The sequence below is a fragment of the Granulicella sp. S190 genome (assembly GCF_009766095.1).
In the GTDB taxonomy this organism is placed as follows: Bacteria; Acidobacteriota; Terriglobia; order Terriglobales; family Acidobacteriaceae; genus Edaphobacter.
The window spans coordinates 128828-154753 of record NZ_LMUD01000016.1 but is presented as its reverse complement, the minus strand read 5'-3'; the positions used below and the strand labels follow the sequence as shown (position 1 = coordinate 154753).

30 protein-coding genes and 1 tRNA gene are annotated in these 25926 nt (G+C 58.1%); 13 read left to right on the top strand and 18 right to left on the bottom strand.

What is annotated here, in order from left to right:
* Positions 1-688 (bottom strand): S41 family peptidase (locus GSQ94_RS21365; protein WP_254063779.1); only part of this gene is annotated, 688 nt, incomplete at its 3' end.
* Between the two features lie 142 nt (positions 689-830).
* Positions 831-907: transfer RNA gene (locus tag GSQ94_RS10085), tRNA-Met, on the bottom strand.
* A gap of 16 nt (positions 908-923) precedes the next feature.
* Here GSQ94_RS10085 and kdsB point away from each other — a divergent pair.
* Together kdsB and GSQ94_RS10075 are read left to right on the top strand one after the other, a co-directional pair.
* Positions 924-1748 (top strand): 3-deoxy-manno-octulosonate cytidylyltransferase, encoded by an 825-nt coding sequence (gene kdsB, locus GSQ94_RS10080; protein ID WP_158943642.1) that lies wholly within the window; start codon positions 924-926, stop codon positions 1746-1748.
* Positions 1749-1778: 30 nt separating this feature from the next.
* Positions 1779-2129 carry a hypothetical protein gene (locus tag GSQ94_RS10075; RefSeq protein WP_158943640.1) on the top strand — a complete coding sequence of 117 codons (351 nt, stop codon included), beginning with the start codon at positions 1779-1781 and terminating at the stop codon, positions 2127-2129.
* Between the two features lie 22 nt (positions 2130-2151).
* Here GSQ94_RS10075 and GSQ94_RS10070 read toward each other — a convergent pair whose 3' ends face one another.
* From GSQ94_RS10070 to coaD, 5 genes are all read right to left on the bottom strand, one after another.
* Entirely contained in the window at positions 2152-2817 is a 666-nt protein-coding gene (locus tag GSQ94_RS10070; RefSeq protein WP_158943638.1) for an HAD-IA family hydrolase, read from the bottom strand.
* A complete protein-coding gene (locus GSQ94_RS10065) occupies positions 2814-4265 on the bottom strand; it encodes a phosphoglucomutase/phosphomannomutase family protein (protein WP_158943636.1) in 1452 nt (483 codons plus the stop codon). Before GSQ94_RS10065 ends, GSQ94_RS10070 begins: the two co-directional genes overlap by 4 nt.
* A gap of 47 nt (positions 4266-4312) precedes the next feature.
* Positions 4313-5479 carry a mannose-1-phosphate guanylyltransferase gene (locus tag GSQ94_RS10060; protein ID WP_158943634.1) on the bottom strand — a complete coding sequence of 389 codons (1167 nt, stop codon included), beginning with the start codon at positions 5477-5479 and terminating at the stop codon, positions 4313-4315.
* A 67-nt stretch (positions 5480-5546) separates the two neighbouring features.
* Positions 5547-6743, bottom strand: a complete 1197-nt coding sequence (locus GSQ94_RS10055) for a pyridoxal phosphate-dependent aminotransferase (RefSeq protein ID WP_158943632.1) — start codon at positions 6741-6743, stop codon at positions 5547-5549.
* Between the two features lie 56 nt (positions 6744-6799).
* Positions 6800-7294 carry a pantetheine-phosphate adenylyltransferase gene (coaD, locus tag GSQ94_RS10050; protein ID WP_158943630.1) on the bottom strand — a complete coding sequence of 165 codons (495 nt, stop codon included), beginning with the start codon at positions 7292-7294 and terminating at the stop codon, positions 6800-6802.
* Between the two features lie 128 nt (positions 7295-7422).
* Here coaD and GSQ94_RS10045 point away from each other — a divergent pair, with 128 nt between their 5' ends.
* Genes GSQ94_RS10045 through GSQ94_RS10035 form a run of 3 tightly spaced genes read left to right on the top strand, consistent with a single transcriptional unit; the run spans position 7423 to position 9159 of the window.
* Complete coding sequence (locus tag GSQ94_RS10045) at positions 7423-8049, top strand: RNA polymerase sigma factor (protein WP_254063778.1); 627 nt, start codon at positions 7423-7425, stop codon at positions 8047-8049.
* Positions 8046-8564: a hypothetical protein gene (locus GSQ94_RS10040; protein ID WP_158943629.1), complete on the top strand. Its 519-nt coding sequence runs from the start codon at positions 8046-8048 to the stop codon at positions 8562-8564. Before GSQ94_RS10045 ends, GSQ94_RS10040 begins: the two co-directional genes overlap by 4 nt.
* A gap of 1 nt (position 8565) precedes the next feature.
* Complete coding sequence (locus GSQ94_RS10035) at positions 8566-9159, top strand: Spy/CpxP family protein refolding chaperone (protein WP_158943627.1); 594 nt, start codon at positions 8566-8568, stop codon at positions 9157-9159.
* Positions 9160-9281: 122 nt separating this feature from the next.
* On the opposite strand, the gene recA is transcribed toward GSQ94_RS10035, so the two are convergent.
* Positions 9282-10349, bottom strand: a complete 1068-nt coding sequence (gene recA, locus GSQ94_RS10030) for a recombinase RecA (RefSeq protein WP_158943625.1) — start codon at positions 10347-10349, stop codon at positions 9282-9284.
* Positions 10350-10536: 187 nt separating this feature from the next.
* On the opposite strand from recA, the gene GSQ94_RS10025 reads away from it, so the two are divergent.
* A complete protein-coding gene (locus tag GSQ94_RS10025; RefSeq protein ID WP_158943623.1) occupies positions 10537-10827 on the top strand; it encodes an RcnB family protein in 291 nt (96 codons plus the stop codon).
* An 82-nt stretch (positions 10828-10909) separates the two neighbouring features.
* Here the strand turns inward: GSQ94_RS10025 and GSQ94_RS10020 are convergent, their stop codons facing one another.
* Positions 10910-12520, bottom strand: a complete 1611-nt coding sequence (locus tag GSQ94_RS10020; RefSeq protein ID WP_158943621.1) for an FAD-dependent thymidylate synthase — start codon at positions 12518-12520, stop codon at positions 10910-10912.
* Between the two features lie 4 nt (positions 12521-12524).
* Between GSQ94_RS10020 and GSQ94_RS10015 the strand changes: the two genes are divergently transcribed.
* The 6 genes from GSQ94_RS10015 (at position 12525) to GSQ94_RS09990 (ending at position 17686) form a co-directional block, all read left to right on the top strand.
* Positions 12525-13346, top strand: coding sequence for a YqjF family protein (locus GSQ94_RS10015; protein ID WP_254063777.1), 822 nt, complete (start codon positions 12525-12527; stop codon positions 13344-13346).
* A gap of 66 nt (positions 13347-13412) precedes the next feature.
* The gene (fabG, locus tag GSQ94_RS10010) at positions 13413-14159 is read left to right on the top strand and encodes a 3-oxoacyl-[acyl-carrier-protein] reductase (RefSeq protein WP_158943619.1); all 747 of its coding nucleotides are present in this window, start codon (positions 13413-13415) and stop codon (positions 14157-14159) included.
* A gap of 496 nt (positions 14160-14655) precedes the next feature.
* A complete protein-coding gene (locus GSQ94_RS10005; protein WP_158943617.1) occupies positions 14656-15663 on the top strand; it encodes a hypothetical protein in 1008 nt (335 codons plus the stop codon).
* Between the two features lie 66 nt (positions 15664-15729).
* Positions 15730-16515, top strand: coding sequence for a class I SAM-dependent methyltransferase (locus GSQ94_RS10000; RefSeq protein ID WP_158943615.1), 786 nt, complete (start codon positions 15730-15732; stop codon positions 16513-16515).
* A 273-nt stretch (positions 16516-16788) separates the two neighbouring features.
* On the top strand, positions 16789-17136 hold the full coding sequence (locus GSQ94_RS09995) for a helix-turn-helix domain-containing protein (RefSeq protein ID WP_254063776.1): 348 nt from the start codon (positions 16789-16791) through the stop codon (positions 17134-17136).
* Positions 17137-17218: 82 nt separating this feature from the next.
* A complete protein-coding gene (locus GSQ94_RS09990) occupies positions 17219-17686 on the top strand; it encodes a GAF domain-containing protein (protein WP_158943613.1) in 468 nt (155 codons plus the stop codon).
* A 52-nt stretch (positions 17687-17738) separates the two neighbouring features.
* On the opposite strand, the gene GSQ94_RS09985 is transcribed toward GSQ94_RS09990, so the two are convergent.
* The 7 genes from GSQ94_RS09985 to GSQ94_RS09955 all read right to left on the bottom strand — a co-directional run bounded on the left by GSQ94_RS09985 (position 17739) and on the right by GSQ94_RS09955 (position 23035).
* Positions 17739-18569 (bottom strand): rhomboid family intramembrane serine protease, encoded by an 831-nt coding sequence (locus GSQ94_RS09985; RefSeq protein WP_158943611.1) that lies wholly within the window; start codon positions 18567-18569, stop codon positions 17739-17741.
* A gap of 149 nt (positions 18570-18718) precedes the next feature.
* Positions 18719-19210, bottom strand: coding sequence for a hypothetical protein (locus GSQ94_RS09980; RefSeq protein WP_158943609.1), 492 nt, complete (start codon positions 19208-19210; stop codon positions 18719-18721).
* A 107-nt stretch (positions 19211-19317) separates the two neighbouring features.
* Positions 19318-20382: an MBL fold metallo-hydrolase gene (locus GSQ94_RS09975; protein ID WP_158943607.1), complete on the bottom strand. Its 1065-nt coding sequence runs from the start codon at positions 20380-20382 to the stop codon at positions 19318-19320.
* A gap of 82 nt (positions 20383-20464) precedes the next feature.
* Positions 20465-20704 (bottom strand): hypothetical protein, encoded by a 240-nt coding sequence (locus GSQ94_RS09970; protein WP_158943605.1) that lies wholly within the window; start codon positions 20702-20704, stop codon positions 20465-20467.
* A 16-nt stretch (positions 20705-20720) separates the two neighbouring features.
* Complete coding sequence (locus tag GSQ94_RS09965) at positions 20721-21224, bottom strand: MaoC family dehydratase (protein WP_371417488.1); 504 nt, start codon at positions 21222-21224, stop codon at positions 20721-20723.
* A gap of 41 nt (positions 21225-21265) precedes the next feature.
* Positions 21266-22126 carry a 3-hydroxybutyryl-CoA dehydrogenase gene (locus tag GSQ94_RS09960; RefSeq protein WP_158943601.1) on the bottom strand — a complete coding sequence of 287 codons (861 nt, stop codon included), beginning with the start codon at positions 22124-22126 and terminating at the stop codon, positions 21266-21268.
* A gap of 60 nt (positions 22127-22186) precedes the next feature.
* Entirely contained in the window at positions 22187-23035 is an 849-nt protein-coding gene (locus GSQ94_RS09955) for a PP2C family serine/threonine-protein phosphatase (RefSeq protein WP_158943600.1), read from the bottom strand.
* 102 nt (positions 23036-23137) lie between these two features.
* On the opposite strand from GSQ94_RS09955, the gene GSQ94_RS09950 reads away from it, so the two are divergent.
* Positions 23138-24037, top strand: coding sequence for a site-specific DNA-methyltransferase (locus GSQ94_RS09950; RefSeq protein ID WP_158943598.1), 900 nt, complete (start codon positions 23138-23140; stop codon positions 24035-24037).
* Here the strand turns inward: GSQ94_RS09950 and GSQ94_RS09945 are convergent.
* Both GSQ94_RS09945 and GSQ94_RS09940 read right to left on the bottom strand, forming a co-directional pair.
* Complete coding sequence (locus tag GSQ94_RS09945) at positions 24000-24458, bottom strand: DUF4870 domain-containing protein (protein ID WP_158943596.1); 459 nt, start codon at positions 24456-24458, stop codon at positions 24000-24002. The two genes, GSQ94_RS09950 and GSQ94_RS09945, sit on opposite strands and share 38 nt — an antisense overlap.
* Positions 24459-24866: 408 nt before the next feature.
* Entirely contained in the window at positions 24867-25808 is a 942-nt protein-coding gene (locus GSQ94_RS09940; RefSeq protein ID WP_158943594.1) for a metallophosphoesterase, read from the bottom strand.
* Positions 25809-25926: the final 118 nt, after the last annotated feature.

Below are 25926 nucleotides of genomic sequence, written 5' to 3'. Positions count from 1 at the left end.
TGTTCCCAGCCTTCGGCATCGCCTTCAGTTTGGCTTCAATCTGCTGCACATGATCGTGATCGAGTACCCCAGGCTTCAGATAAAGGATCGACGAGTTCTCGTACATCGTCTCTGCAACCGGAGCAGGGGCAGTCGAAACACGAGTCATCACAATCTTGTCCGGCGCAGCCTTCCGCGGCCGCACTACGGAGACCGTCAGTTCGCTTCCGGACTGTCCTTCGAGCAACAACTGGATCATTGCCAGCGAGATATCGCGCGTATCCTGCGGCCCGATGGCCTCGATGATGTCCCCATCCGCTAGGTTTGCCTTATCAGCCGGACTGCCCGGCACTACAGAGACCACGGTGGCGTAGCCAAACCGCTTTGAAACATTGATCCCCACCTGCGCCTTGCCGCCTTTGTCTGCCTTGAAAGCCTTGTAGTCCTCAGGAGTCAGATAGCTGGAGTCAGCGTCGAGGGACTCGAGCAGCCCACGCAGAGCGCCGTTGGTGACGGCGTTGATATTCGGCTCTTCGACGTAGTCCGTCTGGATGTGCCTTAGTACTTCGCTGTAGACGTTGATCTGGCGGTAAGCGCCATCCTGAGGCTCGCTGGCAGCACTCACGGGGTTCGAGTTCACGCCCAGAAAAACAGTAACGACTAGAGCAACCGACACGGCGAGCAATAGAATCTTCGAGATCTTAGGCATAGTTCAGAGCGACTCCATGGGGTGTTCCCAGCGCAATATCGTTTAGACGCATCCCACGGGAAATCATCCCGCAGATCAGACAATCTAGACAAAATGATACTCTCGAACCGTAGAGAGTGCGCCAGCAGTCGCTATAACACTTTGGTGGCGGTGGGCAGAATCGAACTGCCGACCTACGGGTTATGAGTCCGTCGCTCTAACCATCTGAGCTACACCGCCAATGTGTGTAAGGGGCATGCCGGCACAAAACTTCTCTGTTACGAGAGAGACGATCGCCACGGCACAGCCATCTCCAATCATACTTGATTCCGGACTCATCGAAAAGCCGTCCGTCCTGGGCGTTATTCCTGCTCGGCTCGCCTCCACGCGCCTGCCCCGCAAAGTCTTACGCAACCTTGCCGGCCGGCCCATGCTGGCGTGGGTCTACGAGGCGGCCAGCGCCTGCCCCCAGCTTGACCGCGTCCTGGTCGCCACGGACTCAGACGAGGTCGCCGAGCTCTGCGACCGCAATCAGTGGCCTGTACAACTTACCTCACCCGATCTTCCCAGCGGCACCGACCGCGTTCACGCCGTCGCCCGCAATGTTCACGCGGATATCTACATCAACATCCAGGGCGATGAGCCGCTGCTCAAGCCCCAGCACCTGACGGCTCTTCTGCGGCCTTTTGCCCAGAGACACGTCGAAGTCTCCACCCTTAAGGTCCTCTGCTCTGCCGAAAACATCACTAACCCCAACGCCGTCAAGGTCGTTACCGCCGCCGACGGTCGCGCGATTTACTTCTCTCGCGCCACCATTCCTTACGACCGCGATGGAGCTACCCCGAAGTATTGGAAGCACATAGGCCTGTACGCCTACCGCAAAGCAACGCTCGAACGCTTCCCCACCCTCCCCACCAGCCTTCTGGAACAAACCGAACGGCTCGAGCAACTTCGCTTCCTTGAGAACGGCATCAGCGTCCACGTCGAACCCACGGAGTTCGACACCATCGGCGTCGATACGGAGGAGGATCTCCAGCGCGTCGAATCCCTTCTAGCTGGAGCAGACGCGCAGAGACGGTAAACTGAGCTTCGATACCAGAGGAGTCGGCACATGCTGCTCGAACTCGCCAAACCCGTCGCCCTCCTGCTTTGCCTGCTCTCCCTATTAGCGCTCTTCCACACCGTGTTTCTAACCATGGAAGACCCTCATCTACTCCTCCAGCCGCACCAGGCGATTCGCGACCGAATCTTCGACTCGCTTCTGCTCCTCATACTCTCAGCCGGAATTTCACTAGTGGGTGGGCTCATCTTCCGCGAGTCCGAGCCTCTTCCGCCGCCTTCTCTCTCCACAACCCTGCCGCTGCAGATCTTCTATTGGGCCACCAGCATCATGCTTGTTCTTTTCTTTCTTGCCTGGTTTCTGGAGACGCACTACATCTTCAGCCCATCGATTCACTGGTGAGTTCTGCACCCATTGGGCGCCTTTAGATGGAGGGAGTAAATCGTACTTCCAGGCCGTCCGCTGTCGTCGCAACCCGGACGCTCTCAAGTGATCCAACCACCCAGTTTGCCGCGTGCAAATCCTGCGCCGAGTGCGTCCCCAGCACGCCCAGCACACGACAACCAGCAGCCACACCAGCTCCCACACCAGAGGGCGCATCCTCCACCACCAGGCACTCTGACGGCAGCAGGCCGAGTAACTCCGCACCGCGCCGGTAGGGTTCAGGATCTGGCTTGCCCCGCTCCACCATATCCGCACTGATAATACGATCGGGAACAGGCAGCCCAGCTGCCTTCAGACGCCCCACCAGCAGCCGGCTGGTCGCCGAGGTTACGATGGCCCAGCGCTCGACCGGAAGACTCTCCAACAACGCCTTCACACCCGGCAGCACAACAAGGTCTGCGACATCGTCCATCTCCAGATCTTCGATATACCGCAGGCCCTCCTGAGGATCGATATCCGGTCGTAGCGACATTACGATCTCGATCGCCCGCATCCCATGCGGCACTTCGTATATCTCAGCGTTGGGAATCTCGTAGTGCTCGGCCCACTGTCGCCAGCAGCGGATGACAGACCCGATAGAGCTGACCAGCACTCCATCCATATCGAACAGAATGCCTTTGGCGGTCACGCAAATTTCTTTGCTCAAACGGCACGTCCTTGCAGAACAAATGCCTCAGCCGCTGCCAGCACACGTCCTACCGATTGCACCGAACAGCTCTCGCAGTACACCCGTAGCAATGGTTCTGTACCGGAGGCGCGAAGCAACACCCAGGTCTCCGCAGCGTTTAGTTTGTCTGCGCAGGCAGGCTCCTCGAGAAAGAACTTAATCCCATCCAACGTCTCCACCCGAAGCACCTTCAGCCCTGCAAAATCAGCTACCCCAGCTTTGTCTTTGAGAGCGCTTGCCCGTGCAATCGCGGACTGCTTCAACTCCTCATCGATATGCATATCGATACGGCCATACTGGTGTTCGCCGAACTCCTCCTGCAGCGCCGCAACCAGTTGTCCCAGCGTCTTCTTCTCATCGGCCATCACGTTCGCCAAAAGAAGCGAGTTCAGCATCCCGTCCCGCTCCGGCAGATGCCGGCTGATGCCGATCCCGCCCGACTCCTCGCCGCCGATCAGAATCTCCTCTTCAAGCATCAGGTCGCAGACGTACTTAAAGCCGATCCCGTGCTCGTGGAGCCGCCGCCCATACTTCGCGCAGATCCGGTCGAGCATCTTGGTTGTGTTGAACGCGCGAGTCACATCGCCCGGCCACTTCTTCCGCTCCAGCAGCCACTTCAGGATCACGGCGAAGATCTTGTGCGCATCGACCACGTTGCCGTGCTCATCCACCGCGCCGATCCGGTCCGCATCCCCATCCACGACCAGGCCCGCATCACACCTCTCCGCCACTACGGCCACCTGCGAAGCCTTGATGTGCGGCAGAATCGGCTCAGGGTTGATCCCAGGAAACGCAGGATTGATCTCGCTACGAATCTCCACAAAGGGAATATGCGCGCGCGTAAAGACTCCCGCGACCACGCCACGGCCAGCGCCATACATGCAATCGAGCAGGAACTTATAGCCCGACGCGCGGATGGCATCGAGATCGACAAAGCGAGTAATCGCAGCGATGTAATCCGGATTGAAATCAACCGTCTCGATCGGTGCAGGCTTCGCGGCTTTCACCAGCGGCTTATCCAGATAGCCTTCAATCGCAGACATGATCGAAGGCTTACCCGAACCGCCGTAGCTGGCCTTGTACTTCACCCCATTCCACTCCGCTGGATTATGGCTCGACGTGATCATCACTCCGCCCGCGGCCTTGCGCTCGCGCACTGCGTACGAGAGTGCCGGTGTCGGCGTGATCTCCACGGCCATAGCTACCGGGATGCCCGCACCCGCAAGTACTTCGGCAACAACCTTCGCGAAGGAGTGCGAGCCGAACCGCGTGTCGTAAGCCAGACACACCCCCGCCGCCGCGTCTTCGTGAGCTAAAACATAGTTCGCAATCGCCGCTGCTGCGACCCGCACATTCGCATACGTGAAGTCATCTGCAATAATCCCGCGCCAGCCATCAGTGCCAAACTTTACTACTGTCTCTGCCATAGTTATTCAATTTTCCTGAGTAAATGAGAGCAATGTCCACGAGGGACTTAGATGAGGTCTTCTCGCCCCGCACTCTTCAGCTGGGCGACGACTTTCCCAACATCCTGCGATCGGTCGCGAGTTGTAATCAACAGAGCGTCCTTCGTCTGGACGACGACGAGATTCGTAACTCCGACAAGAGCAATGACCTTACCCGGCGCATGAATGTAGTTCCCGCTCGAATCGATGGAGATACAGAGCGGATCTTCCCCCTCAAAGACATTCGCAACCGAAACACTCTCCGGAGGACATCCCGCAGCATGTTCATGCAACGCCGACCAGCAGCCAAGATCGTTCCATTCGAAGTCACCGGGCAGGCTATAGATCTCCGCGCCCTTTTCGCCCTTGGCAGAGCGAGGCTCTAGCACCGCATAGTCGATGCTGATGTTGTCGCACTGCGAGTAGACCTCGGCAAAGACTCGCTCGAACTCCTCCTTCGAGGTGCGATGCGCCACAGCGATTCTCTCGAGCAGAGGCGCCATGGCGGGACAATGCTCCCGGATCGCGTTTGCCAGAGTCCGCGCACTCCAGAGGAAGATCCCTCCGTTCCATGCGTAGTTTCCCGAAGCGACAAACTGCTCCGCTAGCTCAAGGTTCGGCTTTTCCGTGAAGCGCTTCACACGTCGAACCGCAACGCCTTCATGACCACTCTGCGAGCTATCGACGACCTCGCCCAGTTCGATGTAGCCGTAGCCTGTCTCTGCCCGCGTAGGAGGAACACCCAGTACAACGATCTTCTCCCCACTCGCAGCCAACGCGATCCCAGCTCGAATCACCTCTGCAAATCTCGCTTTATTCTTCACCACATGATCCGACGGAAAGATGCCAATCACTGTCTCCGGAGCAGTCGGCTCAAGAAGGAAAGCAGCTAGAGCGCACGCAGGCGCAGTATTTCTAGCTGCCGGTTCGCTCAGGATATGTGCGCGAGATACTTCTGGAAGCTGCTCGGCAATAAGTTCGTCGAGAAGGCTGTTCGTGATCACCCATATCTCGGAGGGATCGACCACCGGCAGCAGACGCTCTACCGTCTGCTGAATCATGGTGCGCTCACCATCCAGAGCCAGCACCTGCTTAGCCCGCGCCTTCCGGCTTCTAGGCCAGAACCGTGTCCCGCTGCCACCTGCAAGAATTACCGGAGCGAACTTTTGCTCCGTCTTACCGCCTTCAATTGGCATAAGCCTCCGTCTTAGTGAAAAGACCGCACTGTAAAGAAGCAGTGCGGTCCAGACGTAAGATCAACAGCTAACTCAACGCTGCGAAGTAGTCTCGCATTCGCTTTACACCTTCATCCACAACATCGTGCGATACAGCATACGAAAGTCGAATGTGCTCTGATGTCCCAAAGGCCTCGCCAGGAACGACGACAACGTGCGCTTCGCTCAGCAGCTTCGCCGCCAGGTCGGACGCGGACTTGACCCCGCCCTTGCCGAAGAACTTGCTCACATTCGGATACACGTAGAAGGCTCCCTGCGGCACCGTACAGGTTAGCCCCGGGATGGTCTTGAAGCCCGCCAAGGTCTGATCGCGCAGCTTGATGTAATCCGCCCGCATCTCCGAAACACACTCCTGCGATCCGGTCAGAGCAGCGATCGACGCCCGCTGCACCATGCTGGCAGTATTCGAGGTACTTTGCGACTGAAGCTTGCTCATAGCCGCGATAATCGGCTTCGGACCGAGCGCGAAGCCCGCTCTCCAACCCGTCATCGCGTAGGTCTTCGAGAGCGATCCCAGGATGATGATGTGTTCTTTGCAGTCGGTGAAAGAACCTCCGCTGACGACCTCGCCGGTAAACGTGAGATAGACATAGCACTCATCGAGCAGCATGTAGATGCCGTGCTTATGGGCCAGCCGGACGATGGCTTCCAGATCTTCAGGAGCAACCACCGCACCTGACGGGTTCGACGGCGTGTTGAGGATGATCGCCTTGGTCTTAGGCGTAATCGCCGCGTCGATCATCTTCGCCGTGATGCGGAAGTTCTCTTCCTCTTTGCTCTCAACCAGAACGGCCTTGCCGCCGGCGTACTGGATGATGTCCTTGAAGGAGACCCAATAAGGAACGGGAAGAATCACCTCGTCGCCATGGTCAACCAGAACCTGTATCGCATTGAACAGGGCCAGCTTGCCACCGGTGGTAAAGACGCACTCGTCGGGGGTATAGTTCGAGCCGAAGTCGCAGGCGTGGCGATCCACAATAGCCTTGCGCACCTCGGGAATACCGGCCACGTTGGTGTAGCGGGTAAAGTTCTTCTCGATCGCCTCGATCGCCGCATCCTTGATGTGGCGGGGAGTGGAGAAGTGCGGCTCGCCAGCGCCAAAGTCCGCCAGGTTTACCCCTTCAGACTTGAGCTTCAACGCAGCGGCTGTGATCGCCATGGTTGCAGAAACTTCAATGCGGCCGATGCGGTCCGCAAATATCTTCGTCGCTGTGGCTGTGGTCATATCTCTAGTTTGGCAGATTTAGCCAGCGAGATAAAGGAGCAAGTCTTCTCATGCGGTCATGGCCGGCTGGGAACCTTTGCTTTCAGTCGCTCCACGACCAACGGAGGCACCAGAGCCGTGACGTCGCCGCCGAGCTGGAAGACCCCTTTTATCAGTCTCGAACTGACATAGGTGTACTTCTCTGCGGGCATCATGAAGAGCGTCTCCAGCTCTGGATCCAGCTTCCGGTTCATCATTGCCATCTGAAACTCGTACTCATAGTCACTGATCGCCCTGATGCCTCGCAGGACGGCCTTGGCGCCTTGTTGCCGGGCAAAATCCACCAAAAGACCGTCGAACGTCGTCACCGAGACGTTCCCAAAGCTGCGGGTCGCCTCAAAAATCATCTCCTCTCGCTCAGGAACCGTGAACAGGGGCGTACCCTTCTCGGAGTTGCGCAGAATCGCGACGACTAATTCATCTACAATCTTTGCTCCACGAGCAATCAGGTCAAGATGTCCATTGGTCAGTGGATCGAAGGTTCCGGGGTAGATCGCTTTTACGGTATGCATGCATGAGCAGCATACCGCGCTTTACCCTGAAAAAATAAAAACGCTAACTTCTGTAGTCTTGCGGACATACTCGGGCGTCTCTCCCAGTAGCCAGAACATGCGGCGGCAAGCTCAAAAGCGGATACCACATGCCAGCACAAGCTCTCAGCTCCGAAGTTCTCAGTCATGACAGACTCTCGATGACGCATCAGACGGCCGCCGCGCCGCAGACATCGGCTACGGCCCTCGACGATATGGATTCGATCGTCGCCACGTATGAGCAGCGAATCTTCCGCTTCCACCTGGTCTCGATCCGCGACCGGGACGTGGCCCAGACGCTGACCCAGGACACCTTTCTTCGAGCCTGGTCGGCACGTAGCAGCTTCCGCGGCGATTGCTCCATCTCAACCTGGCTCATGCGGATTGCGCTGAACCTGGTTCGCGATCACACCCGCACCGATCGCTTCCGCTTTTGGAAGCGGGTCTCGGATACAGCCATCGATGTGTCTGACATCTCTTCGTTCGTTCCGCATCGCGACAGCTCGCTCGAATCGCGCCTGATCGCAAGCGAACAGATGACGCTGGTATGGCAGAGCGTTGCGGAGCTCTCAGAGCGTCAGCGGAGCGTCTTCCTCTTGCGGTTTCTCGAAGAGCTTGAGCTGTCCGAGATCGCAACCATCACAGGCTTGCCCGTCAGCACCGTCAAAACACACCTTTATCGTGCCCTCGCCATCATTCGGGCTCGCCATAACGACACTCTCAAGGACACTCTATGAACCTCCACCTCACTCACGAGCAACTCTGCGATGTGCTTCTCGCCGACTCGTCTTCACAGCCTGTGGGTGTCTATCGCGACACCGATGTTGTCGATCAGCATCTTCAGGCTTGCCTGAACTGCGCGGCGGAGCTGAAGAGCCTGCGCGATTCGCTCTCTCACTTCCGCGATGCCTCCGTTGCTTACTCTCGTCAGGAGTTTGCGCAGAGCTACGCCAGCCGATCCTCGATCGCTCCTCCGCACAGCCTTCTCTCGCAGCCACTTTACTGGGCAGCAGCGGCGGTAGTCTTCGTCGCTGCTCTCTTTCCGATCACGCTGCATCAGCAGCAGTCTGCCGCTCGCTCTGCGATGAAGACCGCCGCGGCGACCTTGCAGACCCGAGAGTCGGACGAGGCGCTGCTGGCAGATATCGACCAGAAGGTCTCTGCCGATGTGCCTTCGCCGATGGAGGCTTTGGACGATCCGACCGACGCGACCAACTCGACAACATCTACCTCAGATAAAAGGACGAACTGACATGCACGCGAAACCTCTACTTTCGGCCGTTTTATTCGCAACGCTCTCTGGCAGCTTTCTGGCAGCGCAGCAACCTGGCTCGGCTGGTCCGCCGCAACCGGGCGGAGGAATGGAGCACAGCCGCGGCGCATGGGGCGGAGGCGAGGGCATGCGCGGTGGGCTTCGCATTGGGCCCCCCGGAATCTGGTGGCACAACGCTGACCTCATTCAGAAGCTGACGCTCACACCAGACCAGCAGAAGAAGATGGATGACATTCTGCAGCAGAGCAAGCTGCAACTGATCGACCTGCGCGCGAATGTCGAGAAGCAGGAGGTTCTGATGGAGCCGATGCTCGCAGCCAACCCTCCGGATACGAACAAGATCCTCGCTCAGATCGACCACACCGCCCAGGCCCGGGCGGAGCTGGAAAAGGCGAACGCCAAGATGCTTCTGGGTATTCGCAATGTACTCACCCCGGACCAGTGGGCCAAGCTGCAGGCCGAGCGCCGCGAGCATCGAGGTATGAGGATGCGGGGCGGCCCGGAAGGGCTTGACGGCCGCGGGGGACAAGGCGGTCCACCGGCTCCCAGCGGAGGCGGTGAGGGGATGGACTAAGGCTACGCCTTCAGTCTCCCGGATCTAGATCACTCGATGTCAGAGGTTTTGCTCGGTAAGGTGCAAAACCAAGAAGCGCCGGCAATCAGATTGCCGGCGCTTCTTGGTTAATCATCACCAGCCTACTTCTTGGCTCGAACTGCTTCCTTCGCCTGCACCGGGCCGTCCGAAGGAACCGGTGGAACATCGGTAGAGGCGACACCGGAGATGCCGAGCTTCTTCCGAAGTTCGGTATCGACGCGCGCAAAGACATCCTTGTTTTCCTTGAGGAACGCACGAACGTTCTCGCGTCCCTGGCCAATACGCTCGCCCTGGTAGCTGTACCAGGCGCCGCTCTTGTCGACGATGTTGTGCAGCACAGCGAGATCGAGCACGTCGCCCTCGCGGGAGATTCCTTCGCCATAGAGTATGTCGAACTCGGCATCGCGGAAGGGAGCGGCGACCTTGTTCTTCACGATCTTGACCTTGGTGCGAGAGCCCACCACCGAATCGCCGTCCTTCACCGCGCCGATGCGGCGAATGTCGATACGCACGGACGAGTAGAACTTGAGCGCCTTACCGCCCGTCGTCGTCTCCGGATTGCCGAACATAACGCCGATCTTCTCGCGAATCTGGTTGATGAAGATGAGGCAGGTGCGAGACTTCGAGACCGTTCCGGTGAGTTTGCGCAGGGCCTGCGACATGAGACGAGCCTGCAAGCCCATGTGAGAGTCGCCCATCTCACCGTCGAGTTCGGCCTTGGGAACGAGCGCCGCGACCGAGTCGACCACGAGCACATCAATGGCGTTCGAGCGGACAAGCGCTTCGACGATCTCTAGAGCCTGTTCCCCGTAGTCAGGCTGGCTGACGAGCAGGTTGTCGATGTCTACCCCCAGCTTGGCTGCATAGGCAGGGTCGAGTGCATGCTCCGCGTCCACGAAGGCTGCGAGGCCGCCGGACTTCTGCGCCTCGGCGATGATCTGAAGCGTGATGGTGGTCTTACCCGAGGACTCCGGGCCAAAGATCTCGATGACGCGGCCGCGCGGCACGCCCCCTACTCCAAGGGCTGCGTCGAAGGAGATGGAACCGGTAGAGATGACCGCGATCGGCACGACATCCTTCGAGCCGAGCCGCATGATGGAACCCTTGCCAAACTGCTTTTCCAGCCCGGAAAGGGCTAGTTCAATTGCCTTGCTGCGGTCATCTGCCACGATATTTCTCTCCTGAAGGGGTGTGAAAGGGAGGTTGATGGTTCAATTTGGGATTCTAGCATTCAAACCTGAAAAAGCAAATAAAAGGCGAATAAAAGTTGAGATATTTTTCCCCGTAAGCCCGTCATACGCCATCCGGCGAGCAACGGGATATTTGGGGAAGGAATCAGACACTGCAGGAGCTTAAATGAGACTACTTCGCAAAGCTTTTGCCTTTTCGACTCTGGCCGTTGTCCTTAGCACCGGCCTCGCACTTGCAGAAGACCACGGGCACTATGTCCGTCACGACGAGTGGAAGCAAGGAGCCCACATCAGGAATGAGGACTGGAATCGTGGAGAACGAGTGGACTACAAGCACTATCACCTTCAGGAACCGCCAAGAGGCTATGAGTGGCGTCAGGTAGATGGAAATTACGTTCTCGCAGCTGCGGCGACTGGCATCATCTCAACAGTTGTAATTGCATCGACCATTCACTAAACCTGAACACAACACCATCATCGCGTGATCCAAAGAGGCCCCCTCACTCCGGGGCCTCTTTGTTGTAGGGATGTAACACTTTTTAGCGTCGCAGTAGATCCACCGGCTCGTTGACGTCTTCGATACGGAAGTACTGCGCCAGCGCCGGATGCTTCTTAGCAACAGCCCGATACATCTCCCACGCGACTCGGCGATAGCTGAAGTGCCCGGCGACCCCGGAACGCAGCTCAGAGATGTAGAGAGCTTCGGCGAAGTCCATCTTGAACAGAGACCGGCAGCGGGTGGCCAACGGCAGGCAGTACTGTGCCGACTGCGCCGCCTCGGGGGCGCCACTATCGCGCAGACTTCGATAGGTGGCATAGGTAGCGCTCAACGTCTCTTTGTAAAGCGTTTCGAGGCCTGCTTCGGCAAGGGTCGGCTGACCGGGGCAAAGCGGCTCGTCATAGCCATGGAGATCGGTGTACGGCTGCAACAGCTGAACGCAGCGGCGGTGGCGGTGCATATCGCGGAAGCCGCCGATATCCATCAGGATGTCGAAGCGGAAGCTATGCCCGGAGGAGAAGCTGCGGAGCAGCTCATCGTGGCGGCCTCGATGTTTCGTACCCAGGCTTGTAATCTCCCCGAGCTGATTGGCGCTCAGTGCGGCAACCTGATGCCGGAGCTGACGGTAAGGGTAGTGGCAGTGCGGGTACAAAAGCGACGTAGCAAGCTCGATCTCCAGTGGCTCGTCTCCATCAAGCAGGTCGACTACCGGCGCGTCGGCGATGTGCTGGTTGCGCATCAGCTCCGCCGCAGCATGGGCGAGTTCACTGCGCGTCTGCCTCTGGTAGTCATTCGACGCAGCATATTTAACCAGTGTTGGCGCAGTCTTTACCGGTCGAAGAAAAGCTTCATGAGCGCGCTCGCCGCAGGCAGGATCGATTGAACTAATCTCTTCGCAAAGAACTTCGGCGGTAGCGTGCTGCACGTTCCACGCAGGCTCTGACGCGGCAATGCGGAGCCTTTCACCAAGCTGTCGAACCTCGGCGAACTCGCTGGTAAGCAGACGGGAGACCTGGGTCTCAAGGGTCCGCGCGTTGACGATCTGCCCCAACGAAGTATTAGTGGCAAGCGGTAAGAGGTACCGTGCCACATCGAAAGCGCGCGCCTTCAGCGTGCGTTCGTAAGCCTCGGGCTTCATGGTCTCAGGCTGTGGGATGGCCCCCTTGAGCGCGGCGAGCATTCCTGCGCTGATCTTGTCATACGTGGTGAAGAGGGTCTCCACAGCGGCGGTAAAGATCGTGGTCTCGGCCCCTAGCTGGGGCGTAAACCAGCCGGAGAGGCGAAAGTTCTGGTAGCGGGTGGACCGCTCCTGCCCATCCCAGCGCTGCTCGTCGACCAGTTCAATGGCCGCGAGAAGCGACAAGCGCTCAATGGCGAAGGGGATGTGGGCCAGGTCGGCGATAGAGCGGTGGCCGTAGGCAAAGTAGAACGTGTTGAGGAACTGCTCGGCGCGCTGAGAGCTGATCTCGGCAAGCGACTCCTTCATGGTGAGAGCCGAGCGGGAGTACTTGGCCATCGCGTAGGCAAGAACCTCGGGGTCGGCCCCGTGAATAGCGTAGACATCGGTCTCAGGGGAGGATGGCTGCTCTTCGCTTGGAGCAGTCACGGGAATCGAACTCTTCTGGCTATCGGGCTTCTGGCTCGCTGACATGGTGATGCTCAGAATACTTGATCCGGGCGGCTTCGGCTGTGGACGCATCTATGCTTGCATCATGTTGAATGTCCTGAGCGCCGTGAGTCATCGCCCCTATGAGCTGCCAGCTGGGCGATGGAGAATGGCGCAGCGATGGAACGACCTGCTCTTTGCGCACTGGCCGATCTCCGTCGACGCAATGGCAAGACTGCTTCCTCCTGGCCTCGAGGTCGATAGCTTCGACGGCTTTGCCTGGGTCGGGGTCGTCCCTTTTTGGATGGATCAGGTGCGGACACGCGCCGTTGGCGAAGGATGCGTCACGGTTCCGGGAACCGCTTCCTTCTGTGAGCTAAATCTGCGAACTTACGTGCGGTCGCGAGTAACAGGTCTGCGCGGAGTGTACTTCTTCTCGCTGGACGCGGCCAGTGCGCTGGCTGTTCTGGGAGCGCGGACGCTCTTTCATCTGCCGTACTTTCTGGCCAGCATGCAGCGGCGAATCGCGCAGAACGGAGCCATCGAATACACCAGCAGGCGGCTGCTGACCGCGCGCAGCGTACGCTTCGAAGCAAGCTATCGCGGGCTGGGTACGGTCGCCGAGCCGAGCGTGACCGGAACCCTGGAACACTTTCTGACGGAGCGGTATTGCCTCTATACGCCCCATGGCGGGCGCGTGCTTGTAGGCCATATTCATCACCTGCCATGGCCGCTCGAGCCGGCCGAGGCCGAGATTCGGATCAATGAGCTGCCCGCGGCGCATGGAATCGCGTTACCGGATCGTGCCCCACTGCTTCACTTCGCGCGGGAGCTGCACGTGTATATCTGGTCACTGCGCGAAGACCGCTAGTTGCGTCGGATACCTGACTCATGGAAATGAATTCGTATAATAACTAGGTTTGAGTCAAGGAGAGACATGAGCATTTCGGCAGGTCGTATTGCGTTGGTAACAGGTTCGTCCCAGGGAATTGGCCGCGCTTGTGCGCTGGAACTCGCGCGCGCAGGAGCAACCGTGGCCCTGGCCGCAAGAAATCTCGACAAGTTGGCCGCCGTTGCTGCTGAAATTACCGCTGCAGGCGGGCAAGCTCACACGTTCGCTCTGGACGTGGCCAGTGAGGAGTCGATCAAGGAGTGCGCCAAGGCCGTAATCACCCACTTCGGCGGGGTAAACATCCTGGTCAACAACGCCGGTATCACCCGCGACATCCTGTCGATGCGGATGAAGCGCAAGGACTGGGACGATGTGCTGACCACCAACCTGACGGGCGCTTTCCTGATGACCCAGGCCGTAATGTCTCAAATGGTAAAAAGCCGGTGGGGACGGATTATCAACGTTACCTCCGTCGTGGGCGAGACCGGACAGGCAGGACAGGTAAACTATGCCGCTTCAAAGGCCGGACTGATCGGAATGACCAAGTCCTTGGCTCGGGAGCTGGCAAGTCGCACCATCACCGTCAATGCAGTAGCTCCAGGGTTCATAGAAACAGCCATGACCGAAGTTTTGACCGCCGAGCAGAAGGCCGCAAATGCCCAGTTCATTCCCCTTGGGCGAGTCGGGACCGACATCGAGGTCGCCCACGCCGTCGCGTTTCTCGCATCGGAGGAGGCAAGTTACATTACCGGGCACACCCTGGATGTAAACGGCGGAATGTACATGGGGTAATTTTTATTGATCCCCCTGGATGAAACTTTTTAATTCAGGGAGGATCATCGTAGTTACTGTAAATTCTTTCTAGAGTTCGATATAGGTTTGATATTCCTCTATTCGAGATATCGAGATAGACCTTCTTCGCCCTGCTGAGCTGTTTGGGCATCCTTCGTAAAGCGGTACGAGCAAGGATTGGGAAACAGCCTTCCAGCAACACTGCAATCATTTGCATCACAAAATCCAATAGGATGCATTAGGCGTAAAGCTCTCAGTTATCGTGCCTTCATCTTTTCAGAGGTTGTCTCAACTGATCGCGAGAACAACGGTATCTGCTTTTAAAGATCTTCGTTTCAACACGTAACCTATGCTGTCGACCAGTCATGAAACAAAGAGTCCCCTAAGTAGTGATCTCGATACCGCTCACTTTTTAGTTCTGCGCGGACGAATAGCGATTCTGCGTGTTCAGTCTGTTCTCGTTGCTCTAAGCGCACTCTGCGAGCAGACCGGCGCAATGGACTACCTGGAATACTTTCTTACCAGCACCGATAACCTGAAGAAAATACCCCACCTCATCCTGGTCACTAACAGCAGCGATGTAAAACTTGCCGGATTGCGTGCCCAGGATTTGAAGGGCGCAGTGTTGCTTTATGAGTACAAAGTGCTGGGAATGCCGTTTCGAGTCTTCAGCACAAATGATTTCAACGGCAGCAGGGCCGTCATCGCGCCGCTTGCGCAACGCACGAAGATCACTGCAGAAGTCGGCCACTATCTGATGGAGCGCGGCGCTCAGGTCGTCATGCTCAGCTATGCCGGCAGTGAAGAGAAGATCTGCCAGGAGTGCTTCATTAGAGCCGTCGAGGAAGATAAAAAGCTTTGGTGGACAACCCAGACGCGCGAGGTCGGCGCGACCATCGTGCTCGAAAAGGACGTCGACGAGACCTTGGCCGCGATGGGGAAACATACACGTCGCAACCTGAGGTACTACCGCCGGAAGGCTGAAGCAGAGCTGCAGTGCATCTTTGAAGGCGACATAAAAAATACACTCAGCAAATCCGAGCTGACCGAGCTGAATCAGGCGTCGACGCATCCGGTTAGCGATGTGGTGATCGACCGGCGATACAACACGATGAAGGCACTCGAAGGTCTCTTCTGTGTTGGGGTTAAGTCGCCTGAGGGACAATGGATCAGCCTGCTGGGCGGCAGAAGACATCATGGCGTCTCGGAGATCGATTGGCAGATGAACCGCGGCGGCCTCGAGAAATATTCGGTCGGAACAGTCATCCGCTCTTACCTCATCGAGCATGAGATTGAGATCGGTACGGAAAGACTCTTCTTCGAAGGGGGAACGCCGCACTCCATGCGCCACGCCTTCATCTCAGAAAAGGCTGTCGATATCGTGGTCACAAACCGGTCCCTGTTCGTCTCTCTGCTGCGCCGCGTAGCTCATTGGTCGATCCCCAGAAAGAACTTTCTGATGCAGACACTCGTTGATCCAGCGCTTCGGTGGGAGCTTCACTAACTCTTTCAAAAGAGCCGGTCGGAAGTAGGCTCCCCCTGAGAAACCAGCCGACAAATAAGAGAGGCGATGACAAGACTTAGTACAGCATGGTCCAAGCTGCGATGGTCACTGGCACAGCGCGGCGTAGCGGGAACAGTTCGCACCGCGTTAGGCCGCGTGCAGCGCCATGAGGACGCCACAGCCTCCGGGAAACCGCTTCTGCATCCCTTCGACAAACGCTATGGCGTCGACACCAGCGGCCTCATCGGCGGTGGAGAGCTTCGCTCCGGCCACAAGAACGACGTCTTCAACACCGCATACTACGGAATGGCCCCGTCGCGCTTTCGGCGAGTCGTCGAAGATTGGATCTCCTCTTCTGGTCACGCCCCCCTCTCCGAGACCAGCTTTATCGATCTCGGCTGCGGCAAGGGACGCGCCGTCCTGATGGCCTCGGAGTTTGTCTTTCGCCAGGCGATCGGCGTGGAGTTGAATCCATCCCTTACTAAAACCGCCGAGTCGAATCTCGCCTTATGGACCGCTGCCGGACGAGCCGTCTGCCCGGTGACCGTTCTTTGTCAGGACGCAACGGAGTTCGCCTTTCCAGACGGCCCTTGCCTGCTCTATCTCTTCAACCCCTTCGCGGCTCCGGTCGTGAAGCGTCTCATCGAGCGGCTTGAGACGGAGTTTGCGAACCGGCCCGGGTCGCTGGATGTCATCTACTTCAACCCGGAGTCAGGCGAGCTGTTCGAATCCCATCCAGGCTTCAAATTACTGTGGAGTGGAACGGTGGAGCTGTCGGACGAGGACGCGGCAGCCGATCACGTCGCCTCCCCCGACGATCTCTGCAGCATCTTTCGATGGGTAGGCCTCTAGGACCGGGCTCTACCGTCTTGGGTTTCCTTCTGGGCTAGTAACTGCTTTAGTAATGCCTGAGACGGTTCACGTCGGGGATGGGGTTCAAGTAAGGCTTCAAGGTTTCTTGGGTAAATGCCTCTCCATGAACCTGCGATGGTACAGGTTTTCACTGGTACCCCAAGATACCCATTGACCAAGTCGTTGCGGGTGTTTACTTTGTGGCTAATGGCTGACATGCAAACTATTCCTGTTGATGTGGCGAACGAGCCTATTGAGGCTCTTTCAATCTCGATGAACATTGGTACTACCATCCGCGGATACCGGCTGCAAAAGGGCATGTCGCAAGGCGACATCGAGAAGCGCACCGGGTTACTGCGCTGTTACCTGTCGCGCGTCGAAAATGGCCATACCGTGCCCTCGCTGGAGACGCTGCAGAAGATTGCACGGGCGCTCGACCTCCAGCTCTCCGAGTTTTTCGCCGAAGAGACAATGGCCAAGGAGATGTCGGGGCTGAATCTGGGCGAAGACGAGATCAGGTTTCTGACCCAGGTGCAGCGCTACTCCGCCCACCTCTCCGACAGTGATCGAAGACTGCTGCTGGCCATGGTGCGGAAGTTTGCCCAGACGACTCTCAGCTAAAACAACGCTTCTGGCCTCGTAACGCAAAGCTGCACGGATACGGGCCAGATCTGCTTCCACACTCAAACCGGAGGAACGACTGGTGCCGGATAGCAAGCTCCTTGGTCAACTCAAGAACCTTCTCGCGGAAGATCTCAGCCGTTCCGCCAAGGCAAAGCGCATCGCGGACGCGATTCAGGTGGAAGGGCCATATCGCTGGGTAGGGATCTACGATGTCGACTTTCAGCGTGGTCTGGTAGTCAATATCGCGTGGAGCGGATACTCCGCGCCCTCTCATCCCGCCTTTCCAATCACACAGGGCCTTACCGCAAGAGCGATCGCGGGCAGAAGAACCATCAACGCGGGAAACGTGGCCGATGACGCAGGCTACATGACCACCTTCGACAGTACCCGCGCAGAGATTATTGTGCCCGTTCTCGACCTCCACGAACGCGTGCTCGGCACCCTTGACGTAGAAAGCGAACGCCTGAACGCCTTCGATACTGACTCTCAGGCGCTACTGGAAGAGTGTGCCCGGGTCCTGGAACCATTCTGGACCGGAGATAAATAAAGCCAGCTGCCGAAGCCCTCATTCGTCCTGACTTGCTGACTCGCTAAATGCCCTACCCCAACCTGGTAATAAAGTAAGCAAACAGAAACAGCAGAAACGCAGCGGCAGCGAAGGTCAGCTTCTGTCGCGCGAGGTAGCGGGTACGGCCCGAGGTCATTCGCGGTACCAGGGGCACGCCCAGTGCCAGCCCGGTAAGAAACCCGCCGATGTGCGCATGGTTATCAATCCGCACGATGCTGGTAAAGTTGGCGCCAATCCCAATAATCAGGTTCAAAACCGCAAACTGAATCACCGACCGTCGCAGCCGCTTCAACTCAAACGCCGGTATCGGAAGCTTCTTGTTCGACAGCAGAACAATCAGAATCCCCGCGATCCCAAACACCGCGCCCGAAGCTCCAGCTCCCACCGATCCATAGTCGCGAAAGATCACGCTCGAGCACAGGCCCAGCAGATTTCCGGCAACGCCCGTAATCACGTACACGGCAATCAGGCCGAACGGCCCCAGCAGCGGCTCCCCCAGAAGGCCCAGGTTCCACAGACACCACATATTCGTCGCGATATGCAGCAGGCCCACATGAACGAAGGTCGCCGTAAGCAGGCGATACCACTGCCCATGCAGGATGAACTCCGCATTCGTTGCGCCAAAGTACAGTAGCTGGTTCGAAGTTGGGCTGCTCGGCGAAACGCCACGAAAGATCATGTAGCAGAAGACAGCGATGTTGATGCCAAGCAGAATATAGGTGCCCGGCGTAGCCAAAATATTCCAGCCGCGCTCACGCGAGTTCGGACGCGAAGCCTCTCGCTCATAGTCGGGTATCTGCTGTCCTGCGACGGAATCAGGGTGTGGCTGAAGAACTTCGCCTTCGGGAGTGGGGGAGGACATAGCTGTTTCTCTACGCTATCAAATGCCGGGAGGAAGTGGTAAGTTTCGCAGGTGCGGAGACCAAGAAAAGCGGCCCGACAGATCGAGCCGCCCTTCAGAACCCCAAATGAAAACAGATGAACACAGAAAACGAAAGACTAACCCTTGTTTCAGGCAGCGTTCTTGGTGAACCGGTCCCGAAGATCTGCAGGTATACGCTCCACGACGATCCCGCCGATGAAGCCGGGGAGCGGAGTCGCGATAGCGACCAGCACCCAGAGCAGCGTTGAGAAGACCAACCCGACCACAGCAACTGCCTCGAGCGAGATGGCTACAGAATGGGCCTGGTTCAGATGAACACGGACCGTATCGATATGGGTGGCTACCTCAACCCGGTGAATAACCACCGCCGCCAGAAGGAAGGCAACGATAGAAAGTGTGCTCACGCTGATCAGAAGCACATCGATAGTACGGGCGATGCGCTGACGGCGCCGGCAATGGCCGCAATCGGAGAGATGCTGGTCGTAGTCCGTTCGCATCGCTGGGGAGAGCCCTGAGATGTCATAGCGCCAACCGGAGAGGATATCTCCCACAACCTGGTCGATGCAGGTAGAGGGGTGGGTTCTGCGGTTCTGCGGGAATGCTAACGCTGTTTTTTTCATCAGTTTATAGTCACCATTGTACCTTGTTTGATAACCGGAAGAAAGGAAAGGATTCATCGTTTAGTAACGGCCGATGGACGCCCGGTAAACTATAGAAATTTATAGACTTAGAGAGTGATCGGTTCCATCGGAGCAGCCTGTCCCGCCAGAACAATCCGGTTACCAAGCAGCGTGGGATGGTTACTCAGTGCCTGCTCCGCCGAAAGCCGAGCCAGCTCCGGCGCATTGTTCGACTCCGAAAGATGCCCGAGCACAATCCAGACAGCTCCTCCGTCGTAGTCCTTCTGTAGAAACTCCGCCGTCGCATCGTTCGACAGATGCCCCACCCGGGAGAGAACACGCTGCTTCACCGACCAGGGGTACGGGCCATCGCGCAGCATCTCCAGGTCGTGATTGGACTCCAGCAGCAGCACATCGATACGCCTCAGAGCGGCCTTGACGTTCGGCGGCATATAACCCAGATCGGTAGCCAGCGCCATCCGGATCCCCTCCGACTCGAAGACGAAGCCGCAGGGATCGGCGGCGTCGTGAGGGATCGTAAAAGGGGTGATATCGATGTCGCCAATCGAAAACTGCGTGCCGGAGTGGAAGTACTCCACAGCAGGAAGCTGCGTCGGATCCCCCTTCTCAGGCTTTTGCGCGGTTATCCCCTCCGCCTCCGCGCCGCAAAGCTCCTCTTCATCGGGGTCGATGGGCAGCTCCAGGCTGGCGTTCGGATCGTCCGAGCGGTTGAGCGCGGCAGCTTCGGCAGAGACGCTTGCGATAGCCTCCGACTGCGCCACCATCTGGGGCGCCAACCCGACAGTAGAGAGGCTCGCAGCGGCCACTGCCGCACGTGCCTCCTTCTCGCTCTGCACATGGTCCAGCCACTTCGCGTAGGTCATCGTGGTGCGCGGGGTCAGCATCCGGACCCAGGCCCGGTGAGTCGGCTCGGTGAAGAAGACTGGGATCTTGAGGCGGCGCGCAAGAACCGAAAGCCCTGCGATGTGATCCTGATGCTCATGGGTTATCAAGATGGCGTCGAGCCTGGACGCATCCTCCCCGGCAATCGCCATCCGCTTCAGAAGTTCGCGGCACGACATCCCTGCGTCCACCAGCACCCGCGTCCGCGAGCTGGAGATGACGGTGCTATTGCCTTTGGACCCGGAGGCGAGCACTGTCATACGCATCATCAGTTAAGAATACGCCGATTGGCTGTGGGTATATCGAAAGAGTAACTACCTTGGTTCGCGTCCGGACCCATCAAGAACCAGTTCAGGAATCGAGCCGGTGGACCGCAGCCACCTCGGAGAGAAGCAGCGAATGGCCGCCGCTTCCCTGCGCAACAAAGGTCCCATCTTCCTTAGGAACGACCTTCAGATAAAACAGGTCGGGAGTCTCTCCCTCATCGAAGACGAAGAGAATCTGCGCAACCACCTCTTCGCCATCCGTAGTCTCCAGTACGACGATCTCGTCGATGCTGGCCTTCAGAAGCGCCAGGTGCTCCTCGGTCATGTTTCTGCCCTCCTTATCAGGCAGTCGGCTTCACGGGCGCGAGAAAGTTCACCGTCGAACGCATCACCACCTCGTCCTTCTGATTGAAGGCGAGCGTCCGCGTCCGAACCACGCCAAACTCCTTGCGTGAGTTCGAGTGCCGAACTCCCACCACTTCAATCTCGGTGCGAAGCGAGTCGCCCGGACGCACCGGCTGGGTCCAGCGCATCTCCTCGACCCCCGCCCCGATCATGCCTCCCGCTACCGTAATCGACTGCACCCGAAGGCGCATCACGATCGCAGCCGTTAGCCAGCCCGACGCCGCCAGCCCTTTGAAGAAGGAGTTCTCCCCTGCCGCCTCATCCAGGTGAAAGGGCTGCGGGTCATACTTGCTGCCAAACTCTTTGATCTCTTCAGCGGTCACCTTGGCTTGACCGATGGAATGAAACTTCTGGCCTACATAAAAATCTTCGAAGTAAAACTCCTTGGGCATTGTCTCTCCTGTTTCCTTGGATGCTGCATCAGGCTCTATTGCTTCCATTAGTGTAGAGCCGCACAAATCGGCTTGCCGCGACTGCCTTATCAACCCGCAGGGTAAGTGTAGAACCCCCGGCCCGACTTCCGTCCCAGCCAGCCCGCGTCCACCATGCGGACCAGCAACGGACATGGGTTGTACTTCGTGCTCCCCAGCCCCTCAGCCAGCACGCGCATAATGTCCGCGCACACATCCAGCCCGATGAAGTCAGCCAGTGTCAGCGGCCCCATGGGGTGCGCCATGCCCAGCACAAAGACCTGATCGACCGCCTCAGCCGTAGCCACTCCCTCCATCACCGCGTAGATAGCCTCATTGATCAGCGGCATCAGAACGCGGTTGGAGATAAATCCCGCCGCATCGTTCACCTCCACCGGCGTCTTGCCCAGCTCCAGCGAGAGCGCATGAACCGCATCGAAGGTCGCCTGCGAGGTCGCAAGGCCCCGAATCACCTCCACCAGCTTCATCACCGGCACCGGGTTAAAGAAGTGCATCCCGATCACCTGCCCCGGCCGCTTTGTTACCCCTGCAAGCTTCGTGATGGAGATAGAACTCGTATTCGTAGCAAGAATCGCATCCGCCGGGAGAATCCGATCCAGATCCCTGAAGATCTCCGCCTTGATCGCAAACTTCTCCGTCGCAGCCTCAATCGCAAAGCCACACCCGCCGAGCGCCTCGCGATCGAGCGTAGGCGTAATCCTCGCTCTCGCCTCATCGGCCTGCTGCTGGGTCAGCTTGTTCTTCGCCACCTCGCGAGCCAGATTCTTCTCAATCGTCGCAACTCCGCGATCGAGAAAAGTCTGCTGCAGATCGTAGAGCAATACAGGAAAGCCTGCGCGGGCGCAGACGTGCGCGATGCCGTTGCCCATGGTTCCGGCGCCGAGGATTGCAATAGTTTTCAATTCAGCCATAAGGAAGCTTCAGACGACTTTGCAGTGTAGCAGTTTGCGCGAGAGGAAGGCGCGGAGTGGTCAGGCTTGCGGAGTGACCGCCACCAGAAGCACCGTGATGTTGTCGTTTCCGCCATTGCGATTCGCAATCGTGATCAGCTCCTCGCACGCAGTAGTCAGTCCCGCCTTCGTCTGCGGCTTAGGAATCGCAGACAGGATATCCGCGATCTCCTCATCGCTCACCTCGTGCGTCAGCCCATCCGACGCCAGCATGTACACATCGTTCGCCTGCGGACGATGGCTCTGGATCTCCGCCTCCACCGTGGCCTGCGAGCCGATAGCCCGCGTAATCAGGTTCCGCATGGGCGACTCCGCAGCCTGCGCCATCGTAATCTCTCCCGCGCGAAGCTGCTCCTCCACCAGCGAGTGATCGAGCGTCAGCTGCTCCAGCTTGCCGCGTCGCTGGCGATAGCATCGGCTGTCCCCAACATGGCCCAGCCACAGCGTCGGCGGATCCGTAACCCGGGAGTGAATATGACCTGTAAGCGAGCGATGCACGACCTGAGCCTTGCCCCCCGCTTCACCAGCCAGCGGCGCATGCAGCAGCGCAACCAGCGTCGTCCCCATGCCGCGATACTGCTTCAACTGCCGTGACTGTTGATACACCGCATGATTCGCCGCCTGAATCGCAGCATTCATACGCGCCTGCGGCTTCTGCGGTTCTTCCCTGCCTGTAGGCGCAGTCGTCAGGCTGGCCAGAAAGGTATCGGCAGCAAGCGTGCTCGCAACCTCACCCGCCGCTGCTCCTCCCATACCGTCACAGACTACAAAAGCCCCAACCTCCGGAGCAGCAGCGCAAGTATCTTCGTTTCCCTGTCGAACGCGGCCGCGGTGCGTAAGCATCGCGTACGTAAGGTAACTGCCTGACATAGTCGTTCCTGATCGATGTGGTAGAGCCATCCGAAGAGAACAATACACGTTGCCGCCGTTGAGTCCAAGGGTACGTTAGTGTTAGGAGCGGAGACGTTTGGTATGAACCGGATCGTGCACGGAGACAATCTCAGCGTTTTACAGTCGATGGCCGCATCCTCCGCGGACTTGATCTACGTCGATCCACCCTTCAACACGGGCAAACGCCAGGCCCGCAGGCAGATGAAGACCATCCGCGATGAGGCAGGCGACCGCGTCGGATTCGGCGGACACCGCTATCGCACCGAAGTTCTTCAACAACAGAACGGAGGCTCTGGCTACCATGACGCCTTCGACGACTTCCTCGGCTTTCTCCGTCCGCGCCTCGTCGAAGCGCATCGCATCCTCTCCCCCACCGGCTCGCTCTTCTTCCACATCGACTATCGCGAAGTCCACTACTGCAAGATCATGCTCGACGAGATCTTCGGTCGCGACTGCTTCCAGAACGAGATCATCTGGGCCTACGACTACGGCGCCCGCGCCACCAAACGCTGGCCCGCCAAGCACGACAACATCCTCTGGTACACCCGCGATCCCAAACGATTCACCTTCAACCTCAACGCGAGCGACCGCATCCCCTACATGGCCCCCGGCCTCGTCGGCGCCACCAAAGCCGCTCGCGGCAAGACGCCCACCGACGTCTGGTGGCACACCATCGTCTCGCCCACCGGCAAGGAGAAAACCGGATACGCGACGCAGAAACCAATTGGAATTCTGGAGAGAATCGTGCGCGTCCACTCCAACCCCGGAGAGACTGTGCTCGACTTCTTCGCCGGGAGCGGAACCACAGGCGCAGCCGCCGCAAAGCACGGCCGCACCTTCGTCATGGTCGATGAGAGCGTATCAGCCATCGCCGTCATGCAAAAACGGCTCGCGCCCTACAGCCCCAGCAAAGAGAAGCAACCGGCCCCGCGACGCAGAAAAGCTACGACCGCGCCTGCTTCTCGGCAAAGTCGCCGATAACCGGAAGCTTGTACCACTCGCCCTTGCTTGCCTTCAAAATAAGGAACAGCCACACCAGGAACAGGCCCAGTCCAATCACCAGGTGGATCAGCGAAAATAGCAGAATGATCCCTGGAACGAAGTGGGTGAAGATCTCCGCGAAGGTGATAATCACCTGCAGCACAAACGCCGCCACGCATAGCCCGATCGACTGCCACGAGTGAAATCGAACCAGCGGCATCTTGTTATACGGCTCCAGTACCAGGAAGATGATCGCGGGAATAATCGTGAGGTAGGCAATCGCAGCCGCAGCCGTCTCCGAGAGGCCAGAGCTCGTAACAGCCGGAGGAGCCGCAACGTACGCAGGCGGAACCGCACTGTAAGCGGGTGGAACCGTTGAGTAGGCCGGCGGAACATTCGTATAGTCCGGGGGAGGAGGCACGCTTGACGCTGCAGACCCACCAGCTCCTGCAAGCGGCGAACCGCAACTGTTACAAAATGCATTCTGGGGCGAAACTTCTTTTTGGCAGACGGGACACAGCATGGCATCACTCCTGGAAGATGGAATTAGGGCCCACGTGCGGAAGACAAGTCAGTTCGAGCCAGCTCGGCATATTCGACCTCGTCTGAAGTGCTACCAAGCATACCCCGGAACTCACGCCGCAAACCCATCTTTTCGCGGGGTGCTGCACATTTTATCCCCAAAAGAGAGGCACCCCCACATGGTTACCGAAGCGCATCACCAAAAGAAAATTCCCCTCGCGACCAACGGGAGCGCCACCCGAAGGGGTATACAAGTCATGAAGCGACCGCCCCTCGCGAAGCGGCGCATCTTTACTAAAAGCTGCCTTTAGGTGTTCTGCGGCGCAACCGACTGAAAGCCCGAAGGCTCGTAACGTGTAGTCAATTTGTTATTCGCCACGGTGACCACGGTAAATCCTTCAGACGTTCCCAGCCGCGTGCCATGCCACCAGTTGCCGCACACCGCTCCGCTGGTCACATACGGAACACCCTTCCACATCACCGTCTCGTTGACATGGGTATGGCCCTGCAACACGCCCAGCACATTGTGCCCGGCAAAAACATCGAGAACCTCTTTAGCATTAGCAATGCTCAGGCTGTGATGAGCCGGTGCAACCACAGCCTCAGGCAGGTAAGCTTCAAACGCCGTAACCAGCGGGATATGCACTGAAACGATGATCGGCATTCCAGGCGGCAGAGCGCTCAGGTCGGCAGCCAGCCAGTGTAACTGCGCCGCGTCAATGCGTCCCTCATACGACCGATCCGGCGTAATCCCAATCGAGTCCAGCACAACGAAGTGATGTCCTTTGTGATCGAACGAGTAGTACAGCTTGCCGAAGCGCTGCTCGAACAGCTTCTTCCCATACAGCGGATCATCCTGAGCGATCCCGCTCGCAGGATAAATCCCAAGCACGTCGTGGTTGCCGACCGTGTGATACACCTTCAGCCCCAGGTCCTGCTCGGTCTTGTCGTACAGATCGAAGAGCGTCAGCGCACGTTGCTTCGGAACAGCAAGCGCATCGAAGACATGATCGCCTCCATTGATCGCGAAGTCCGCTTTGATCGTCCGCGCCCTCTTGAACGCCATATCGGTTCCAACAACTCCATTCAACTCTGGCTGAAGATGAGCATCCGTGACAAAGAGAAAGGTAAACGGCTCCCGCACTGTGGCAGGCGGCACGGCTGCGGCCACCAGCGACGGAGTAACAGCAGCGGAGACGCCCGTGGCGCCCAGGAGAGCGAGAAAACGTCTGCGGCTGGTAGAGGTCATCACGAACTCATGATAGTCCAGGCAATCGCAACATTTGGTGAACGAAGAAAGAACCAAAAAACTTTGGCGCGCCAAACGCCGCGAAGTACAGCAGGCGAAGGGCACAGTAAAATCAAAG

What these genes read in the sequence shown, in the direction of transcription:
- GSQ94_RS09940 (WP_158943594.1), bottom strand. Translation starts at nt 25,808, where the DNA reads ATGACCTCTACCAGCCGCAGACGTTTTCTCGCTCTCCTGGGCGCCACG.
- GSQ94_RS10025 (WP_158943623.1), top strand. Translation starts at nt 10,537, where the DNA reads ATGAGACTACTTCGCAAAGCTTTTGCCTTTTCGACTCTGGCCGTTGTC.
- GSQ94_RS10060 (WP_158943634.1), bottom strand. Translation starts at nt 5,479, where the DNA reads ATGCCAATTGAAGGCGGTAAGACGGAGCAAAAGTTCGCTCCGGTAATT.
- GSQ94_RS09975 (WP_158943607.1), bottom strand. Translation starts at nt 20,382, where the DNA reads ATGATGCGTATGACAGTGCTCGCCTCCGGGTCCAAAGGCAATAGCACC.
- coaD (WP_158943630.1), bottom strand. Translation starts at nt 7,294, where the DNA reads ATGCATACCGTAAAAGCGATCTACCCCGGAACCTTCGATCCACTGACC.
- fabG (WP_158943619.1), top strand. Translation starts at nt 13,413, where the DNA reads ATGAGCATTTCGGCAGGTCGTATTGCGTTGGTAACAGGTTCGTCCCAG.
- GSQ94_RS10015 (WP_254063777.1), top strand. Translation starts at nt 12,525, where the DNA reads ATGCTCAGAATACTTGATCCGGGCGGCTTCGGCTGTGGACGCATCTAT.
- GSQ94_RS09960 (WP_158943601.1), bottom strand. Translation starts at nt 22,126, where the DNA reads ATGGCTGAATTGAAAACTATTGCAATCCTCGGCGCCGGAACCATGGGC.
- GSQ94_RS09985 (WP_158943611.1), bottom strand. Translation starts at nt 18,569, where the DNA reads ATGTCCTCCCCCACTCCCGAAGGCGAAGTTCTTCAGCCACACCCTGAT.
- GSQ94_RS10065 (WP_158943636.1), bottom strand. Translation starts at nt 4,265, where the DNA reads ATGGCAGAGACAGTAGTAAAGTTTGGCACTGATGGCTGGCGCGGGATT.
- GSQ94_RS09950 (WP_158943598.1), top strand. Translation starts at nt 23,138, where the DNA reads ATGAACCGGATCGTGCACGGAGACAATCTCAGCGTTTTACAGTCGATG.
- GSQ94_RS09965 (WP_371417488.1), bottom strand. Translation starts at nt 21,224, where the DNA reads ATGGAAGCAATAGAGCCTGATGCAGCATCCAAGGAAACAGGAGAGACA.
- GSQ94_RS10020 (WP_158943621.1), bottom strand. Translation starts at nt 12,520, where the DNA reads ATGTCAGCGAGCCAGAAGCCCGATAGCCAGAAGAGTTCGATTCCCGTG.
- GSQ94_RS10005 (WP_158943617.1), top strand. Translation starts at nt 14,656, where the DNA reads ATGGACTACCTGGAATACTTTCTTACCAGCACCGATAACCTGAAGAAA.
- GSQ94_RS09980 (WP_158943609.1), bottom strand. Translation starts at nt 19,210, where the DNA reads ATGAAAAAAACAGCGTTAGCATTCCCGCAGAACCGCAGAACCCACCCC.
- GSQ94_RS10045 (WP_254063778.1), top strand. Translation starts at nt 7,423, where the DNA reads ATGCCAGCACAAGCTCTCAGCTCCGAAGTTCTCAGTCATGACAGACTC.
- GSQ94_RS09995 (WP_254063776.1), top strand. Translation starts at nt 16,789, where the DNA reads ATGAACATTGGTACTACCATCCGCGGATACCGGCTGCAAAAGGGCATG.
- GSQ94_RS09970 (WP_158943605.1), bottom strand. Translation starts at nt 20,704, where the DNA reads ATGACCGAGGAGCACCTGGCGCTTCTGAAGGCCAGCATCGACGAGATC.
- GSQ94_RS10000 (WP_158943615.1), top strand. Translation starts at nt 15,730, where the DNA reads ATGACAAGACTTAGTACAGCATGGTCCAAGCTGCGATGGTCACTGGCA.
- GSQ94_RS10075 (WP_158943640.1), top strand. Translation starts at nt 1,779, where the DNA reads ATGCTGCTCGAACTCGCCAAACCCGTCGCCCTCCTGCTTTGCCTGCTC.
- kdsB (WP_158943642.1), top strand. Translation starts at nt 924, where the DNA reads ATGCCGGCACAAAACTTCTCTGTTACGAGAGAGACGATCGCCACGGCA.
- GSQ94_RS09955 (WP_158943600.1), bottom strand. Translation starts at nt 23,035, where the DNA reads ATGTCAGGCAGTTACCTTACGTACGCGATGCTTACGCACCGCGGCCGC.
- GSQ94_RS10055 (WP_158943632.1), bottom strand. Translation starts at nt 6,743, where the DNA reads ATGACCACAGCCACAGCGACGAAGATATTTGCGGACCGCATCGGCCGC.
- GSQ94_RS10035 (WP_158943627.1), top strand. Translation starts at nt 8,566, where the DNA reads ATGCACGCGAAACCTCTACTTTCGGCCGTTTTATTCGCAACGCTCTCT.
- GSQ94_RS10040 (WP_158943629.1), top strand. Translation starts at nt 8,046, where the DNA reads ATGAACCTCCACCTCACTCACGAGCAACTCTGCGATGTGCTTCTCGCC.